General features: G+C 43.3%; 18 protein-coding genes. 16 read left to right on the top strand and 2 right to left on the bottom strand.

Annotation, left to right across the window (positions count from 1 at the left end):
* The first annotated feature begins 41 nt into the window (after nucleotides 1-41).
* The 7 genes from prfB (at nucleotide 42) to LRM44_RS01800 (ending at nucleotide 7,204) form a co-directional block, all read left to right on the top strand.
* Nucleotides 42-1,133 carry a peptide chain release factor 2 gene (gene prfB / locus LRM44_RS01770; protein WP_129635424.1) on the top strand — a complete coding sequence of 364 codons (1,092 nt, stop codon included), beginning with the start codon at nucleotides 42-44 and terminating at the stop codon, nucleotides 1,131-1,133.
* A 20-nt stretch (nucleotides 1,134-1,153) separates the two neighbouring features.
* On the top strand, nucleotides 1,154-1,837 hold the full coding sequence (gene ftsE, locus LRM44_RS01775; protein WP_129632464.1) for a cell division ATP-binding protein FtsE: 684 nt from the start codon (nucleotides 1,154-1,156) through the stop codon (nucleotides 1,835-1,837).
* Entirely contained in the window at nucleotides 1,837-2,823 is a 987-nt protein-coding gene (locus LRM44_RS01780; RefSeq protein WP_178143235.1) for a cell division protein FtsX, read from the top strand. Before ftsE ends, LRM44_RS01780 begins: the two co-directional genes overlap by 1 nt.
* 41 nt (nucleotides 2,824-2,864) lie before the next feature.
* Entirely contained in the window at nucleotides 2,865-4,004 is a 1,140-nt protein-coding gene (locus tag LRM44_RS01785; RefSeq protein WP_243804398.1) for a CHAP domain-containing protein, read from the top strand.
* A 62-nt stretch (nucleotides 4,005-4,066) separates the two neighbouring features.
* Complete coding sequence (locus LRM44_RS01790; protein ID WP_243804400.1) at nucleotides 4,067-5,242, top strand: S41 family peptidase; 1,176 nt, start codon at nucleotides 4,067-4,069, stop codon at nucleotides 5,240-5,242.
* Between the two features lie 41 nt (nucleotides 5,243-5,283).
* Complete coding sequence (locus tag LRM44_RS01795) at nucleotides 5,284-5,667, top strand: response regulator (RefSeq protein WP_129632476.1); 384 nt, start codon at nucleotides 5,284-5,286, stop codon at nucleotides 5,665-5,667.
* 76 nt (nucleotides 5,668-5,743) lie between these two features.
* Complete coding sequence (locus LRM44_RS01800) at nucleotides 5,744-7,204, top strand: hypothetical protein (RefSeq protein WP_243804402.1); 1,461 nt, start codon at nucleotides 5,744-5,746, stop codon at nucleotides 7,202-7,204.
* Between the two features lie 57 nt (nucleotides 7,205-7,261).
* Here LRM44_RS01800 and LRM44_RS01805 read toward each other — a convergent pair whose 3' ends face one another.
* Together LRM44_RS01805 and LRM44_RS01810 are read right to left on the bottom strand one after the other, a co-directional pair.
* Nucleotides 7,262-7,534 carry a 50S ribosomal protein L27 gene (locus LRM44_RS01805; protein ID WP_129632482.1) on the bottom strand — a complete coding sequence of 91 codons (273 nt, stop codon included), beginning with the start codon at nucleotides 7,532-7,534 and terminating at the stop codon, nucleotides 7,262-7,264.
* Nucleotides 7,535-7,597: 63 nt separating this feature from the next.
* Nucleotides 7,598-8,791, bottom strand: coding sequence for a TRM11 family SAM-dependent methyltransferase (locus LRM44_RS01810; RefSeq protein ID WP_243804403.1), 1,194 nt, complete (start codon nucleotides 8,789-8,791; stop codon nucleotides 7,598-7,600).
* A 38-nt stretch (nucleotides 8,792-8,829) separates the two neighbouring features.
* On the opposite strand from LRM44_RS01810, the gene LRM44_RS01815 reads away from it, so the two are divergent.
* The 9 genes from LRM44_RS01815 to LRM44_RS01855 are packed head-to-tail and all read left to right on the top strand — an operon-like array spanning nucleotide 8,830 to nucleotide 16,018.
* On the top strand, nucleotides 8,830-9,897 hold the full coding sequence (locus LRM44_RS01815; protein ID WP_243804405.1) for a lysylphosphatidylglycerol synthase transmembrane domain-containing protein: 1,068 nt from the start codon (nucleotides 8,830-8,832) through the stop codon (nucleotides 9,895-9,897).
* The gene (gene xseA / locus LRM44_RS01820) at nucleotides 9,881-10,981 is read left to right on the top strand and encodes an exodeoxyribonuclease VII large subunit (RefSeq protein WP_243804407.1); all 1,101 of its coding nucleotides are present in this window, start codon (nucleotides 9,881-9,883) and stop codon (nucleotides 10,979-10,981) included. Before LRM44_RS01815 ends, xseA begins: the two co-directional genes overlap by 17 nt.
* Nucleotides 10,959-11,159, top strand: coding sequence for a hypothetical protein (locus LRM44_RS01825; RefSeq protein ID WP_243804408.1), 201 nt, complete (start codon nucleotides 10,959-10,961; stop codon nucleotides 11,157-11,159). The genes xseA and LRM44_RS01825 overlap by 23 nt, the downstream gene beginning before the upstream one ends.
* Nucleotides 11,160-11,199: 40 nt before the next feature.
* On the top strand, nucleotides 11,200-11,859 hold the full coding sequence (locus tag LRM44_RS01830) for a hypothetical protein (RefSeq protein ID WP_243777687.1): 660 nt from the start codon (nucleotides 11,200-11,202) through the stop codon (nucleotides 11,857-11,859).
* A gap of 35 nt (nucleotides 11,860-11,894) precedes the next feature.
* The gene (locus LRM44_RS01835; protein ID WP_243804410.1) at nucleotides 11,895-12,611 is read left to right on the top strand and encodes a sensor histidine kinase; all 717 of its coding nucleotides are present in this window, start codon (nucleotides 11,895-11,897) and stop codon (nucleotides 12,609-12,611) included.
* Nucleotides 12,608-12,979, top strand: a complete 372-nt coding sequence (locus LRM44_RS01840) for a response regulator (protein WP_243804412.1) — start codon at nucleotides 12,608-12,610, stop codon at nucleotides 12,977-12,979. The genes LRM44_RS01835 and LRM44_RS01840 overlap by 4 nt, the downstream gene beginning before the upstream one ends.
* Entirely contained in the window at nucleotides 12,963-13,643 is a 681-nt protein-coding gene (gene recO / locus LRM44_RS01845; RefSeq protein WP_243804414.1) for a DNA repair protein RecO, read from the top strand. The genes LRM44_RS01840 and recO overlap by 17 nt, the downstream gene beginning before the upstream one ends.
* Nucleotides 13,644-13,699: 56 nt before the next feature.
* Nucleotides 13,700-15,061: a glycine--tRNA ligase gene (locus LRM44_RS01850; protein WP_445083031.1), complete on the top strand. Its 1,362-nt coding sequence runs from the start codon at nucleotides 13,700-13,702 to the stop codon at nucleotides 15,059-15,061.
* Between the two features lie 9 nt (nucleotides 15,062-15,070).
* Complete coding sequence (locus LRM44_RS01855) at nucleotides 15,071-16,018, top strand: hypothetical protein (RefSeq protein WP_243804417.1); 948 nt, start codon at nucleotides 15,071-15,073, stop codon at nucleotides 16,016-16,018.
* Nucleotides 16,019-16,022 lie beyond the last annotated feature (4 nt).

Consider the following 16,022-nt stretch of genomic DNA (forward strand, 5'->3'; position numbering starts at 1 on the left):
TAACAGAGAATTGGGTGCTGAAAAATGGTACAATAAAATATATGCAACCGCTAAAAAAGAAAATTGGTGAGTTAGAAAAAGAAATTGAACAGGCTAAAAAAGCGCTGAAGTTTTCTGATTTGGAGCAGAAATTGGCGGAGCTGGATGATCAATTGAATCAGCCGGAAATTTGGAATAATCCTGATTACGCCCAAGAATTAACGAAACAAGCCGCCAGCCTTCGTCAGACCGTCGAGCCTTGGCAGACTTTGACGGTGCAGGTTGGCGATATGGTGGAGCTGATGGAGCTTGGTGATGACGATTTGTTGCCAGAATTCCAAGCGCAAGTTGCGGCAATTGAGAAGAGTTTTGATAGACATAAAACCGATTTGCTATTCTCTGGCGAATATGACAACCGTTCGGCAATTATGCGTATTTCTGCTGGAGTTGGCGGACTGGACGCTCAGGATTTTGCGGCGATGTTGGAGAGAATGTATTTGCGTTGGGCGGAAAAATCTGGAATGAAAGTTGATACGCTGGAACGCTCGACAAATGATGACGCTGGAATTAAAACGGTCGTTTTGGAGATTTCTGGATCTTTTGCTTATGGAAAATTGCGGTCGGAAAATGGCGTGCATCGTTTGGTGAGATTAAGTCCGTTTAACGCCGACAATTTGCGCCAGACTAGTTTTGCGCTTGTCGAGGTTTTGCCGAAAATTGACGCGCCCGATGAAATATCAATTGACCCGAATGATTTAAGAATTGATGTCTATCGTTCGGGTGGCAAGGGCGGTCAAGGTGTGAATACGACGGATTCGGCGGTTCGGGTGACGCATGAGCCGACAGGGATTACGGTGGCTATTCAGAATGAGCGTTCACAGATTCAGAATAAAGAAACGGCGTTGAAGATTCTGCGGTCAAAATTGCTAGCGATGAAATTAGAGCAACACGCCGAAACTCTGTCTGATCTTAGGGCTGGCGAATCAGCAAATTGGGGCAGCCAAATTAGAAATTACGTTTTACATCCATATACACTAGTTAAAGATACGCGCACAAAGCATGAAAACCGCAATGCTCAGGGTGTTCTGGATGGCGATATTGACGAATTTATCACGGCATATTTAGAACAAAATGCTAATTCTAAAAATATTTAGCTTATGGTATAATACTAGTAATGATTCTGTTAGATAGGGTAACGAAGAACTACGGAAAAAGTAACAAGCCGGCGCTGAATCGAGCAAGCATTCATGTTGGTGCTGGTGAATTTGTGATTATTGTCGGTACGTCGGGTGCTGGCAAATCGACACTTTTGAAGCTTTTGACTCGCGAAGAAAAGCCGAGCTCTGGAAAAATTGTGGTTGGCGGAATTGATTATGACAATTTGAAGGATAAACATATTCCGCTGTTGCGTCGGAAAATTGGCGTGGTTTTTCAGGATTTTAAGTTGCTTCCGAATCGAACGGTGTTTGAAAATGTGGCGTTTGCGCTGGAAATTGCTGGAATGACAAATCGAGAAATTAAGGCAACTGTGCCGAAGGTGATCGAGTTGGTTGGTCTTAAGGGGAAGGAAAAGCATTTTCCTCATCAGCTTTCTGGCGGTGAGCGCCAGCGTGTAGCGATTGCGCGTGCGGTGGTGCGTCAGCCGAAGATTCTGATTGCCGATGAGCCGACTGGAAACTTGGACCCGAAGCACAGCTGGGATATTGTTCGTTTGCTGGAAAAGATTAACAAGTATGGCACGACGGTTATTTTGACGACTCACAACGTGGAGATTGTTAATAAATTGAAGCGGCGCGTTATTACAATTGATCATGGTAAAATCACCTCTGATCAGGCGAGAGGGAGTTATAAACAGTAATGAAATCAGCTAGTAAATCCAACAAGAACAAAGAAACTATTCGTATACGTCAGCGTCGACGAGGTTGGTTGACGTTTGTTAGAATGTGCCGATATGGTATCAATAACTTTAGTCGTAACGCCTGGCTGACAATTGCTGCGACCGCGGTGATGAGCGTCACGTTGATTATCGTGTTTATAACATTATCAGCGCGTCAGGTTTTGGTTGATACCGTTTCAAATGTCTCCAAGCGTGCCGATATGTCAATTTACTTAAAGGGCGACACGCCAGAAAAAACGATTAAAACGATTAAATCTCGAATTGAAAAATTAGATAATGTCGATAGCGTTAAGTATATTTCCGCGGAAGAAGCGCGTGAAAAGCAAGCCGAGCAATATAAGGACAATCCAGACACACTTGAGGCGATTCGTGAGTCTAGTAATGAGATGTCGGCAACGCTTCGTGTTTCTGTGAAAGAATTGAACAACCAGCAGTCATTAAATAATTTTGTTAAAACAGATGATCTGTATAAAAAGTACAAAGATCCTAACAGGGAACCATCATTCTCAGGTGAGCGCCAGCAAGCTATTAAAACAGTTGGTAGTTGGGTGAGATTGGCGAGTATTGGCGGGTCAATCGCTACAGTTGTTTTCGTGGTGATTTCATCGCTTGTGGTCTTTAATACTATTCGTATGGCAATTTTCAACCGCAAGGACGAGATTGAGATGATGAAGTTGATTGGCGCAGAACGCAGTTTCATCAGAGGTCCGTTTATCGTTGAGGCTATAATGTACGGATTTATCGCGGCAATTATCGCAACGGTGGTTGGGTACGGGCTGTTAATTCTTGCACATGATCCGATGGTAAAATACGGCATTCCTATCGATAATCTTTTGAATCATCTAAAAATGTACGGCGTACTGGTTTTCTTGAGCATGATTCTGGTCGGCGCGGCAATTGGCGTGGCGTCATCTTGGGTGGCAACTCGCAAATATCTTAAGCTGTAAAGTTCTTGACATACTGATTACGCTTATGCTAACATAGACGTATGAAACTACGGTCCACCACACCAGTTTCGGCATCATTAGTCAGCAGAGCGTCTCTGGTGGCGATGTCTGCATTGCTCGCTGGATCGGGCATTTTTGGCTTGGCATCACACGTGTTAGCTCGCGACTATAACGCCGAAATTCAGGCAAAACAACAAGAAGCAGACAACTATAATTCTGAGGCTTCGCGCTTGGGTGAGATGGCTGATAGTTTGCAAGCGGAACTTGATAAGATAAACGGACAAATATCAGCTATTCAAGCGCAGATTTCTGATAGCCAAAAGAAGATTAATAGCCTTAATGATCAGATAAAAAAGAACGAAGAGCTAATTAAGCACAATCGTAAAGCGATGGGGCGAATTTTGGCGGATTTGTATGTTGATGATCAGATTTCGCCACTGGAGATGCTTGCTAGCTCAAAAAATATTAGCGATTACATTGACAAGCAAGAACAGCGTAATTCTTTGAAAACTTCATTGAATGATAAGATTAAAGAAATTAAGTCTTTGCAGAAAAAGCTGGAAGAGAATAAGAAGTCTGTCGAGAATACGCTTCGCGACCAAGAATTGCAGCGCAATGCGATGGCTGCTAAACAATCTGAGAAGGCGAAACTGATTACTGATACGAAAAATGACCAAAATAACTATGCGGCGCTGGCTCAGAAGCGCAATTCTGAGGTAGCGAAGCTCCGAGAAGAGCAGGCTGCAGCCAACCGACGAGCTCTTGGTGGTAGCAATGTCTCTATTCCGGGCGGCGTACCTGGCGGCGGCGGTTATCCTGGCGCCTGGGCGAGCGCTCCACTTGACGCTTATGTCGATCCATGGGGGCTATACACGCGTGAATGCGTGAGCTACGTGGCTTGGAAAATTCATAGTACTGGACGATATGTTCCGCATTTTGGTGGCGCAGGCAACGCAAATCAGTGGCCGTCAACTGCAGCGCGCTATGGTATTTCTAGCGGCTCAACGCCAAAAGCTGGCGCGGCAGCCGTGATGAATATTGGATATTACGGACACGTTATGTATGTTGAATCTGTCAATGGCGATGGAACCATTACTGTTAGTGACTACAACTTTGCCTGGGACGGTTTATATAGGCATTACACACGCTCAGCTTCAGGATTGACATACGTTTACTTCTAATCGGCTTAAATTACTACATAAAACGCTCGTGTTAAACGGGCGTTTTGTAGTATAATAAGCATATGGTTACGGGAGAGAAAAGACAGCAATTAAGTTGGTTTTTGACGCTTGTTATTGTGGCTATTGTTAGTTTTGTGGCGGGGGCTCGCTCCGATGCACTGTTTGCTAATGTGGCGTCGGTATTTGGCGTTAGAACTTCAAATAAGACGATTGACTTATCTAGCGTTCAAAAAACATATCAAGAGCTGATTGCTAATTATGACGGAAAATTGGATACTCAAAAGTTGATTTATGGCGCCAATCGCGGGCTGGTTGAAGCGGCTGGCGATCCTCATACGGCGTATATGGATCCTGACGAGACGAAGGAGTTTGACAAGTCATTAAGTGGTCAAATTGGTGGTGGAATTGGTGCGGAGATTGGTCTTAGAAATAATAAGCCGACTATCATAAAACCTCTGGAAAACAGTCCAGCTCAGAAGGCTGGAATTAAGGCTGGTGAGGCGATTGTTAAAGTGAATGATGAAGTTTCTTCTGACTGGTCGGTGGAAAAAGTTGTGAGTAAAATTCGCGGAGAAGTTGGTACGTCCGTTAAGTTGACGTTATTAAGCGGTGGTCAAACGCGTGAAGTGTCGGTTGTGCGTCAGAATATAGTTTCTCCGGCAGTGGAGTCGGAAATTGATGGAGAAATTGGTATTTTGAAAGTTAATCGATTCGGCGATGATACAGTAAGCTTGTCCAGAAAATACACTTCGGAATTTGTTGAAAAAGGCGTTAAGAAGGTGATTTTGGATCTGCGAAACAACCCGGGCGGAACGGTTGGGGCTGCTCAAGGGCTATTGGGTATTTGGCTGGACAATCAAATAGCTATGACCGAGCGTCGTGGCTCTGAAATAGTTAAAACGCTGCGTACAACTGGAACACCAATTCTGGGCAATATGAAGACAGTGGTGCTTATTAACGGCAACAGTGCCAGTGCTAGCGAGATTACGGCTGGGGCGCTTCGTGAATACGGAAAAGCCACGCTGGTTGGACAGAAGAGTTACGGCAAGGGAAGCGTGCAGATCGTGCTTGGGCTGCCTGGCGGGTCGCAAATGAAGGTTACGGAAGCCAGATGGTACACGCCAAAGGGCAAAAATATAGATAAAACTGGTATAGAACCTGATGTAAAAGTTGATCTTTCGTCGGACGATGTCAATAATAACGTAGATCCGCAGATGGATAAGGCGAAGTCGTTATAAAGCTTGTGTTTTTAGGCTGGACAACATAAAATGGAGATAGTATGAACGGACAAAAAAAGAAGATTTTACTAGTTGAGGATGATATGGCTCTGTCTGCGGTTTATAGGTCGCGACTAGAGATTGAGGGATTTGATGTTAGGGAAGCCAATAATGGAGAAGACGCTCTGTCTGCCACTGTTGAATACCGTCCAGATTTGATTCTTTTGGATGTGATGATGCCAAAGATTAGCGGCTTTGATGTCTTGGATATTCTTCGTAATACGCCAGAAACTGCTAACGTGAGGATTATTATGTTGACGGCGCTTAGTCAGCCGAAGGACAAGGAGCGTGCTGAGAGTCTGGGTGTTGATGATTATTTGGTGAAATCTCAGGTTGTAATTGGCGACGTTGTGGCTCGCGTAAAACATCATTTGGGTATTCAATAGAAGCTAAGCTGAGTAAAAGAAGTCAGCCTCTACGGGGGGTTGACTTTTTTATTATTTTTTGATATAAAATAAACATATGGAAAATCCCCAAAAACCAACACGAAATCACGAACAAGAACCGAAAACATTGGAAGACTATGTAGTTGCAACTTTTCATGTCGATGTTGATCCAGATGATGCAAGGCGTCCACTAACTGTTATTCGCAGTGGTCAAGACGGAGAGGGCGTTGAGTATGACAGAGGTTGGAATCCTATTGGTATGTCGGTCGTGTGTGACACTGATTCTGAGGAGGGTATTGGTCCGATTAAGCTGCTTATGGAAGCATATAAACTGGTTGGAACTGATATTAAAACTGAGTTTGTGCCGTTGGAGGACATTCAGGGTCTAAACGAAGATTATATTAAGTATCTTTATGGAAAAACTCCTAAGGAAATGATTGAAGAAGCTAAGCAGATTTGGCGGCAGAAACATCCGGATAGTATGAGGATTGAGTCTTTGGCTCCAGGGGTAGGCTCAGACTCAGGCGCAGAAACCCCAAGTAATAGCTTGGTTGAAGATAATACCTCTGATCATGAGAAGTCTTTAGTGGATGAAGTTAGTCCTGCAATGGGGAATCTAGCCGTTAAGACTGTCGAAGTTTCGCCAGTGAAAACGAATGAGGTTGGTGCTAATTCATCAGCTTTGGTGATGACTAAAGAAATTATGGAGTCGATTGGGGCAATTAAAGTCAATGACTCAGTAGATTTTCCAGCGGTTAGGGCTATTGGAATTAAAAAGCCAGTGGAGGCAGATAAGGTAGGTGCTAACCCAGCGGATTTGGTGGCAACCGAACCAGTTAAAAAGCCGGTAGAGGCGGATAGGGCAAGCGCTGATTTAGTAGACTTGCCAGCAGCTAAATCGGTTGAAAACCCAGTGGTTGAAAAGTCGATGGAGACGAATGAAGCCAATACAGACATATTACCTGAGGACTTTAAATCTGTGATGAATGATTTTGAAAAAGACACCAAAGAGAATAATGGTAAGTTTTTTGCAAAGGTTCAATATATAACTGGAGAGCTGGATCGGTTTAGGGGGCTAATTAAATATAATCCAACAGCAGCAATGAATGATCCTGTGGTCTCAGAGATGATAACATCTGAGCCGGATAGAATTAGAAATCTTGAAGATTCTAGGGCTGAGGATGCGAATAAATTTAAGAATAACATAAATGACATCCTGGAAGACTTAAAAAAGAAGATTAAAAATGATGACGAGCGTAGGCGTCTGGTTAAGCTAACTGAGCACGTAGATCAGATGGGCGTGAATAATACAGTTCTGGGTGAAGTAACTAATGGTTTGTTGAATAAATTAATAAGAATAAGACGTTATATTGAGGGGTGGCAGAATGACAGATGGGGAGCCGACGGCTATAAAAGTAATATATCTCAGGTGATTGGTGAAATTATTAGTGATTTGTCGACAGCTAGTGAATACCGTCGGGGTATCGTAGGTGGTATTGAGGGAATTAAGAGTGAGGGATATCATCAAAAGAGGTGATTGATATTAAAATAACTCCGCACAAACGGAGTTATTTTAAGCAAAATTTTTTACCGATTAAAGAACAACAACTTGCGTTCGGCGTTCTGATTTGCCGGTAAACTTGGTTTTCTTAACTGACTTAAAGCCAACTACGCCATCTTTTGCAGCGTGGATGGTGAAATTGCGGCTAACGTATGTACCGTCACCAGCGATCTTTGTGGCACCAGTTTGGCGAACTAGAACTTCTCCAGCGGAAACTTTTTGACCGCCAAATCGCTTAACGCCAAGACGTTGACCAGCATTGTTGTGGATATTCTTACTAGAACCACCAGCTTTAACCTTCGACATTCTTTACTCCTTATAGTTTCTATAAAACAATCTGTTCTAGTTTATCGAAAATAAAGCCAGTTGTCAAGCGGTTTTGGCTATATCTGCGGGTTTTAATACCAATATTTCTCTGGCAACGACTTGATCTTCGCGGTAATATAAGAGGTTTTTATCGATAATTTGCTGATATCCAAGTTTTTTAAGGTTTTTTATCAGAGGCAAGTGAGTAAATTTACCTTCGTGATTTTGCCACGCTGGAACGGCTATGCAAAGCGTTGTATCTGGACGGATTTGCAAGCGGATATTTTGCAGAAAATCGCTAATTATGTGATTACAATTTCCGACTACTTCGTGAAGTTTTTCTGGGCTAGGTGGCGCAGAAAATGGCTGACCCAAATACGTTTCGCAAACAATTCGAGAAATCCGCTCCTTCTGTTCATTTGTCAATTTTACAGAGGTAGCGTCGGCCTGAGGTGCTTGCCAGAAAGTGTTTGTTGAAAAAGTTTTTTCCACCCAGCTCATATTTTCGGTTGTGTAAGAGATCATCTTATCGCTCAAATCGCTGCCATAAGCATTCACGCCGATAAGCGCAGCTTCTTGCAGTACCGTTCCTGTGCCACAGAACGGATCCCAGAGGTAATTGTTAGGTTTTGCGCCAGATAGGTTAATCATAATTTGTGCAAGCTTGGGCGGAAGCATTCCCACGAAGGCATCGCGCTTTGGTCGTCCACGGTCGCGCTGAGTATACGAATTGATATTTTGCGTGCCACGACTTTCAGCGATTATCAAATCTCCATATACGTTCTTAGCTATAATAATTTCAATTTTCGACTCAGACTTGCCGAGTTTATTATTGTGAGATGTCGCAGTGGACAATGCGGCGGTTTTATTAGGAATTAGACGCAAACTAACGCCAGATTTTTTCAAGTTGTTTTTTAAGATAATTCCGATTTTTTGGATGTTCCTCGGATCTGTTTTATTGCCATAAAAACTTATTCCAAGCGTTATTTTTTTCTGGCTATGTGAAAGTTTTTTCGTGTATTTTTCAACAATAATTTTTGAGGCTTGGAGCAGGGTATTGCGGTCTGATTTTTGCGATTTTATCTTCGTGATGACTTGTCCGCATTTAATTGTTCCGCCGAGATTGTCAATTGATAAATTGTCGCAATTAACCGTAGCGGCTTGGTTGGAGATTTTTTGGACGCTTTGAGTGCCGTAAACCGCCTCTAATTCAGCGATAGAGATTTCTGGTTGACGGCCAAGAATAGCTATAAACATGTCGTAATTATAACATTTATCGTGGTATAATGAAGGTTATGTTACCGAAGGTGTTGCAATTGTTGAAATCGCCACGAGCCATTATGAGTGTTTTGACGTTGGTGGTTTTGGCGATAATAATTTTTCTATCTCGGCATGAGCTCGTGAAGGCGTGGAATCTGTTTTTGCATGCGGATTTATGGCTATTGTTTTTGTTATTGCCGTTTCAGATTATCGTGTACTTCGCTGGCGGCGAGATGATTTTCTCATATTTAAGAGAGAAGAATCTGATTCATCATATTTCCAGGCTGGAGCAGACGAGGATTGCGCTGGAGCTTAATTTGGTCAATCACATTTTTCCGTCGGGCGGAGTTAGTGGTATCTCGTATACGACGTGGCGAATGCATAAGCTCGGCGTGAGTTCGGCGCGTTCGACATTCGCGCAGGTGATTCGTTACGTTACGGGATTTTTGTCGCTTTTGGTTTTGTTGGTGATTGCCGTGCTGGCGCTGGCTATTGACGGTAAGGTTAATCGTTATATCGTTGCCGCTAGTTTCTTGTTGATTATCGTGGTTTTGGCGCTGACGTTTGGTCTGATTTTCGTGTTTTCGTCAAAGCGACGTATGCAAATGACTGCTGCTAAATTGTCTAAATTCATCAATACGTTGGTAAAAATTGCAACCTTGGGCAAGAAGCGACGAGTGATGAAGTCGAAGAAAGTCGAAGAGTTTTTTGTTGATATGCAGGACGATTTTCAAGATTTATCCAATCATCCGAAGCTTCTAATAAAACCGATGATTTGGGGAACTGTCTACACTGTTTTTGACGTGGCGATGTTTGCTGTGGCGTTTCTGTCGTTGGGTGTTTTTGTTAATCCGGCGATTTTGATGGTTGGATATGGCGTGGCGGGATTGGCAGCGATTGTCGTGTTTACTCCCGGCGGAACCGGCGTTTATGAAACTATTATGATTATTTTCTTAAGTATGGCAGGCACTCCGCCGGATTTGGCGATTGCTGGAATAATTTTGACGCGAGCAATTTTACTTACTGGCACGATTATCTTTGGCTATATTTTCTATCAACATGCACTGATTAAATACGGCAAGCCAGATGATTCCCAGGTTTAGTGTTAGCAATTTCATAGCAGTTGTCAATCAAACTTTTGACGTGGCTTTTGCTGGAATGGTTGAAGTTGAGGGCGAGGTTTCTAGTTTCAAGTCTTATCCTCCGAAATACGCTTTTTTCGATCTGAAAGATGACGACGGGCTGGTCCGGTGTTTTGTTGGTTTTAGCAATTTACGTACGCCAATTGAAGATGGGATGAAGGTTGTTGTTCGGGCAATGCCGGCGCTTAGGAATAATGGCGCCTTTAGTTTGAATGTTCAAGAGATTCGCCCATTAGGCAAGGGAAGTTTGAAGCGAAGTTTTGAGCTTTTGAAACAAAAATTGACAGTTGAGGGTTTGTTCAATTCTGAAAGAAAGCGTTCATTACCGCAATATCCTCAGAGGGTGGCTATTATTTCCAGTACAAAAGCGGCAGGATATGCGGACTTTATGAAGATTTCCAGTGAGCGTTGGGGTGGTGTGAAATTCGTAGTCGCCAACGTTAATGTGCAGGGTGCGAATGCTGCAGATCAAGCTGTTCGAGCAATATCATATTTTAATCAAATGTCAGAATCTCCAGATGTGATTGTTTTAATTCGTGGCGGTGGTAGTGCGGAAGATTTGGCGAGTTTTAACGATGAAAAACTGGTGCGCGCGGTGGCGAGCAGCCGCATTCCGACAATGACTGGAATTGGTCATGAAATTGATGAAAGTTTATGCGATTTGGCGGCGGACGTTCGTGCAGCTACGCCGAGTAACGCCGCACAATTGCTGTTTCCTGATAAGCGAGAAGTGGTTAGGTATTTACACTACAGGCTAATTGACGCGAAAGATTCAATTTGTAGAGCTATCGAAGAACAATCGCTTAATGCAACAATGTTGCAAAAAGAAGCACTAAAACAGTGGTCAAGCCGTGTGGATGTGGCTGCAAATGCAACATTGTCGCAACAAAAAGTCATCGCTGAGTATGATCCGGAAATGGCGCTGCGTCGTGGCTATGCAATGATCAAGGGTGATTTACAGATTGGTAATATTGTAGAGATTACAACAAAAGATATAATTATGAAAGTGAGGATTGAGAATAGTGAACAACGATATGACAATTGAGCAAATGATGGCTGAATTGAACGAGCGAATCGCGTGGTTTCAAGGCGATGATTTTAATCTGGATGAGGCGAAACAGAGATTTATTGAGGCGAGAGAATTATCAAAAAAAATTACTGTCACGCTGGAAGATATGCAACATGATATCGAGGTCCTTAGCGAGGATTTTAACGCTGAGTAGGATCTTTACATCAATTAAAGCATAAGCTATACTTTACAATATGATGACGAGAGATAAGAGTGAGCGTGGCTCAGTTAATGGCTGGATGGTCGGCACAATCGGCTGTCTGATATTGTTTTTGATTGCTGGATCTTTGGCAATTTGGGCGTACATGCAATATTCCCGAGAAAAAAGCAGTGTTGATAGTAAAGTGGCAATTGAAGTCGCTAAAGGGAAGAGCGAACAAGCCGAATCAGACCAGAAGAAATTTTCTGAAGAAGCAAAAAACCCGCGTATTGAATTTGTCGGTCCTGCTGAATACGGTCGAGTGTCGTTTATGTATCCAAAAACTTGGAGTGTATATGTAGCAAATGACGGCAGCGACAGGGGTGATTATAAAGCATATCTTCATCCAGTTTCAGTTCCTTCGACAACTAATAAAAATAGTCGATTTGCGCTGAGGCTAGAGATTATTAATAAGAATATGGATACGGTGCTGAATGATTATCAATCACGACTAAAGAAGGGTGAATTAACCTCAAGTAGTACCGAGTTTAACGGAATCTCAGCGACTCGAATTGACGGTACGTTTGAGAAAGAATTGCGTGGCTCTGTGGTTTTGATGAAAGTTCGCGATAAAACTATTCGTTTTTCAACCGACGCGGATACGTTTAAGCCAGATTTCCAGACTATATTGAGCACTGTAAAAATCTCTGAATAGAAAAACTCGATACATATTTGCTATACTAGAATTGTATGGCAGGTAAAGAGTGGAGTGATGCTGATTTTGGGGGATTGCCGAGTGTTCTGGTTGCGGCACACGAGCTGAAAACGCCGTTGGCTTTGATTAGACAATTGGCATTATTGTTGGACGACGATTTAACCAGTTCTGCCGATAAAACTCAGATTCAGCAACGAATTATTAGGACTTCTGAGCAGGCGTTGCAGCTTACGATCGATTTGGCAAATTCAGCCAATTTAACGCCGTCGTTATTTCCGCTTGAGCCGGTCAACCCGTTGGCTTTATGTCAGCAAGTAGCGATGGAAACGAAGTTCAACGCAATGTTTTATGGACGAAAAGTTAGCTGGCCTAAGAGCGGCAGAAATAGTCAATTGATATTAGCGAACCGAACACTTTTAGGGCGAATTTTAGCGAATTTCTTAAATAACGCGTTGGCGTATACGGAGGATGGATCGGAGGTTAAGGTTTCGGTTAAGGCGACAAAAGATGCCGTGAGAATGAGCGTGCGGGATTTTGGGCCGATGATGAGTTTGAAGGAATATCGGCTTTTGCTTGATGAAATGGAAACGCGAAAAACTGTACGAACAAGGCCGGAAAGTAGCGGGCTGGGGATTTACGTGGCGAATCAATTTGCGCGGGCGATGAACGGGCGGATTGGTCTGATTCGTCACCGTGATGGATTGACTTTTTATGTAGAAATGCCAATTAGTCGGCAGTTGAGCTTGATATGAAAAAGTTGTTAATTGTTGAGGACGATAAGAATTGGGCGGATATTCTGGGCAGGTTTGCTGCGGATGTTGGCGCGGAATATCGAGTGGTGGTTTCTGGTGGTCAGGCGATTGAAATTATTGACGATTGGCAACCTGACGCTTTAATTTTGGATATGTTGTTGGCTGGCGAAACGGCGATTGCTTTGTTGAATGAGTTGCGGTCGTACGCGGATTTGGCGAGTTTGCCGATTGTGGTTTGTACGAATATTGACGTTAAAATGGACGATTTGCGTCCGCTTGGCGTGAAGGCGATTTTGAATAAAACATCGATGCGTCCGAATGAGGCGCGGACGATTTTTCGCGAGGTTCTAAATGACGGGGCAAAGTGAGCGAGTAAAAGCAATTGTTCTGAGGCGAACGAATTACGCCGAAGCTGACCGAGTTTTGCAATTATTAACGCCAAAAGGTCGACGCAGCGTAATCGCAAAAGGCGTGCGTCGGGAGCGCAGTAAATTGGCAGGCGGAATTGAATTATTCGCGATTTGTGATGTGGTTATTCGCTCTGGTCGGGGCGATTTGGGGCTATTAACTTCCGCTCGATTGTCGGCTTTTTATCGGCATATTTTGGAAGATTATGATCGGATGCAATTTGCATATTCGGCGATGAAGCTGGTTTCTGCAGCGAGCGAAAATATTGACGAACCAGAGTGGTATTATGTGCTGAGCCAAGTTTTGGAGCAATTGAATAATCCTGCGATAAACCAAAAATTGATTGAAACGTGGTTTTATTTGCAATATGAGAGTTTGCTGGGAGATGAGCTGAATCTTCGCACGGACGTAACGACGGCAGCACTACTTCCTGATAAAAAATATATGTACGATAGCGCAGAAAAAGGTTTGAGATTGGCGGAGCAGGGCGATTTGGGTGCGGACGCCATCAAGCTACTGAGGCTGATTCAGGCAAAGCCGCTCGCGAATGTAGCGCAAATCGGCGGAATAACTGAGGTTATAAACGATTGTTGGTTGACCGCCAGACAACACGCGGCAGTGTAAAATTGTCAGTAAAATGGTATAATTTGGGTAATAATGTGAATCGCCATGTTGCCAACATGGAGAAAGGTTTTTTGATGAGTCAAGCAAAAATGGAAGATATTATTAGCCTGTGTAAGCGTCGCGGTTTTATTTATCAGGGTTCGGATGTTTATGGCGGTTTGTCTGGAACGTGGGATTACGGTCCGCTGGGCGTTCAATTGAAGCGAAACATCATGAATTTATGGTGGCGAATGTTTGTTGATGAGCGTGATGATATCTATGGCGTCGATGCGGCGATTTTGATGAATCCGAAAGTTTGGAAGGCGAGTGGGCATGTGGATACGTTTGTTGACCCATTGTGCGAAGATACGGTTAATCATCGGCGTTATCGCACTGACCACATTCTTAAGGACAATGGTATTGATGTTGACGGCTTGACGATGGAGCAAATGGACGAAGTGATTGCAGAAAAAGGAATTAAAAGTCCAGATGGAAATCCGCTAAGCAAATCGCGAACGTTCAATATGATGTTTAAGACGAGCGTCGGCGCCACCGAAAGTGAAGACAGCGTTGCATATCTTCGCCCAGAAACAGCTCAGGGAATTTTTACCAATTTTAAGAACGTTGTTGATAGTTTTTATCCAGACTTACCGTTTGGAATTGCTCAGCAGGGCAAGGCGTTTCGTAATGAAATTGCGCCGCGAGATTTTGTTTTCCGCTCTCGAGAGTTTGAGCAAATGGAGATTGAATATTTTGTCAATCCAGAAAAATGGCAGGAAGCGTTTGATGAATTGTTGAAGTTGACGCACGAGTTTTTAGAGGCGTTGGGATTAAATCCTGATAATATTCACGAGTTGGATGTTCCGGCGGAAGACAGGGCGCATTACAGTAAGAAAACGATTGACATTGAATACGATTTTCCAATTGGCAAGGAAGAACTGATGGGAATTGCGTATCGGACTGATTTTGACCTGATGAACATTCAGCGCGTCAGCGGAAAGAGTATGGAATATACGATTAAGGGGACGAATGAAAAATTTGTGCCGCACGTGATTGAGCCGAGTTTTGGCGTCGAGCGGGCGCTGATGGCGGTCTTGTCGAGCGCGTATCGCGAGGACGAGCAGAACGGCAGTAAGCGTGTTTATTTGGCGCTTCCAGAACATTTGGCGCCAGTTAAATTTGCCGTTTCACCGCTACTTAAGAATAAGCCAGAATTGGTGGAGAAGGCGCGTGAAATTTACGCCAACCTGTCTAAGAAAAATCCTGGACGTGTTATGTGGGACGACAATGGCAACATCGGTAAGCGCTATCGCCGTCAGGATGAAATTGGTACACCGCACTGTGTGGTCATCGACTTCCAAACGCTGGAAGATGACACTGTTACTGTTCGCGAGCGAGATACGACCGAACAGAGGCGGATGAAAATTGGGGAGTTGTAGGCAATAGATATGGCATCACCACTTCAAGAATATGAGAATAATAACCGTGAACGCTGGAAGGTTATGTATGATGTTCCACCGTGGTCTGTAGATTCAATCATTAGACATATTACATTAATCTTTTTTAGTGTAAAGAATGATAATGTTGTTCAAACTATTCAACGCCGTATGAGAATAATGTTGCCTGAGTATTGTCCGGTTAATTATCATAATGAGTATATTTTTTTGGAGTCTTTAGAGGAAAATTGTAGTAACGGTTCTGGAGATATAGTACTTCGTTTGTTAGATATTACTATTAAATATATTCGTGATTATGCGCCTAATACACTAGAGACAAAGAGTAAATTAGGTGACGTATACGGCGGTGACCTGCTGGACGGAATAGAAAACCTATTGAGTAATGGCAGTAAGTGGAAGGTCTTGCGAGATCGAAATAGTGAATCTGGGCTTATCGAGCGAGTCAATCCAGAAATTACAAAAATTGCACAAAATCTAGATAACGATTTCCTGACCAAGGCGTGGAATCAAGCTTTTCAGTGTCAACCCGATCCTGAAAATGCAGTTGTATCGGCACAAAAAGCCATTGAGAATATTGCTTCAAATCTTGGGCTTACGAAGGCTACTAGCAAGGTGTACGGCACTCTTCTTGGTGACATAAAAGCGAATCCGCACCTTTATTTCAGTAGGGCAAGGGACGCGTATGATTTACAAAATATTATCACTAAGCAGCCCAAGGACAAATTGAATGTTAACGAACAGTTTGCTAATTGGTTCTGGAGTGGTATGGATCTGATCCAGAAGACAAATCCGGGACGTCACCCTTCTAAAGAAGTCGGAGAATTTAGTTTATCTGCTGAGGCGGCGCAACAGGCGGTAATTATTGCAACAATGATTTGCTGGTTTATTGAAAGCGGGTCATTTTTTAAGGATGATGTTTCCAAGAAACAAAGTAAATAATTGT

The sequence above is a fragment of the Candidatus Nanosynbacter sp. HMT-352 genome, from assembly GCF_022819385.1.
Taxonomy (GTDB): domain Bacteria; phylum Patescibacteriota; class Saccharimonadia; order Saccharimonadales; family Saccharimonadaceae; genus Nanosynbacter.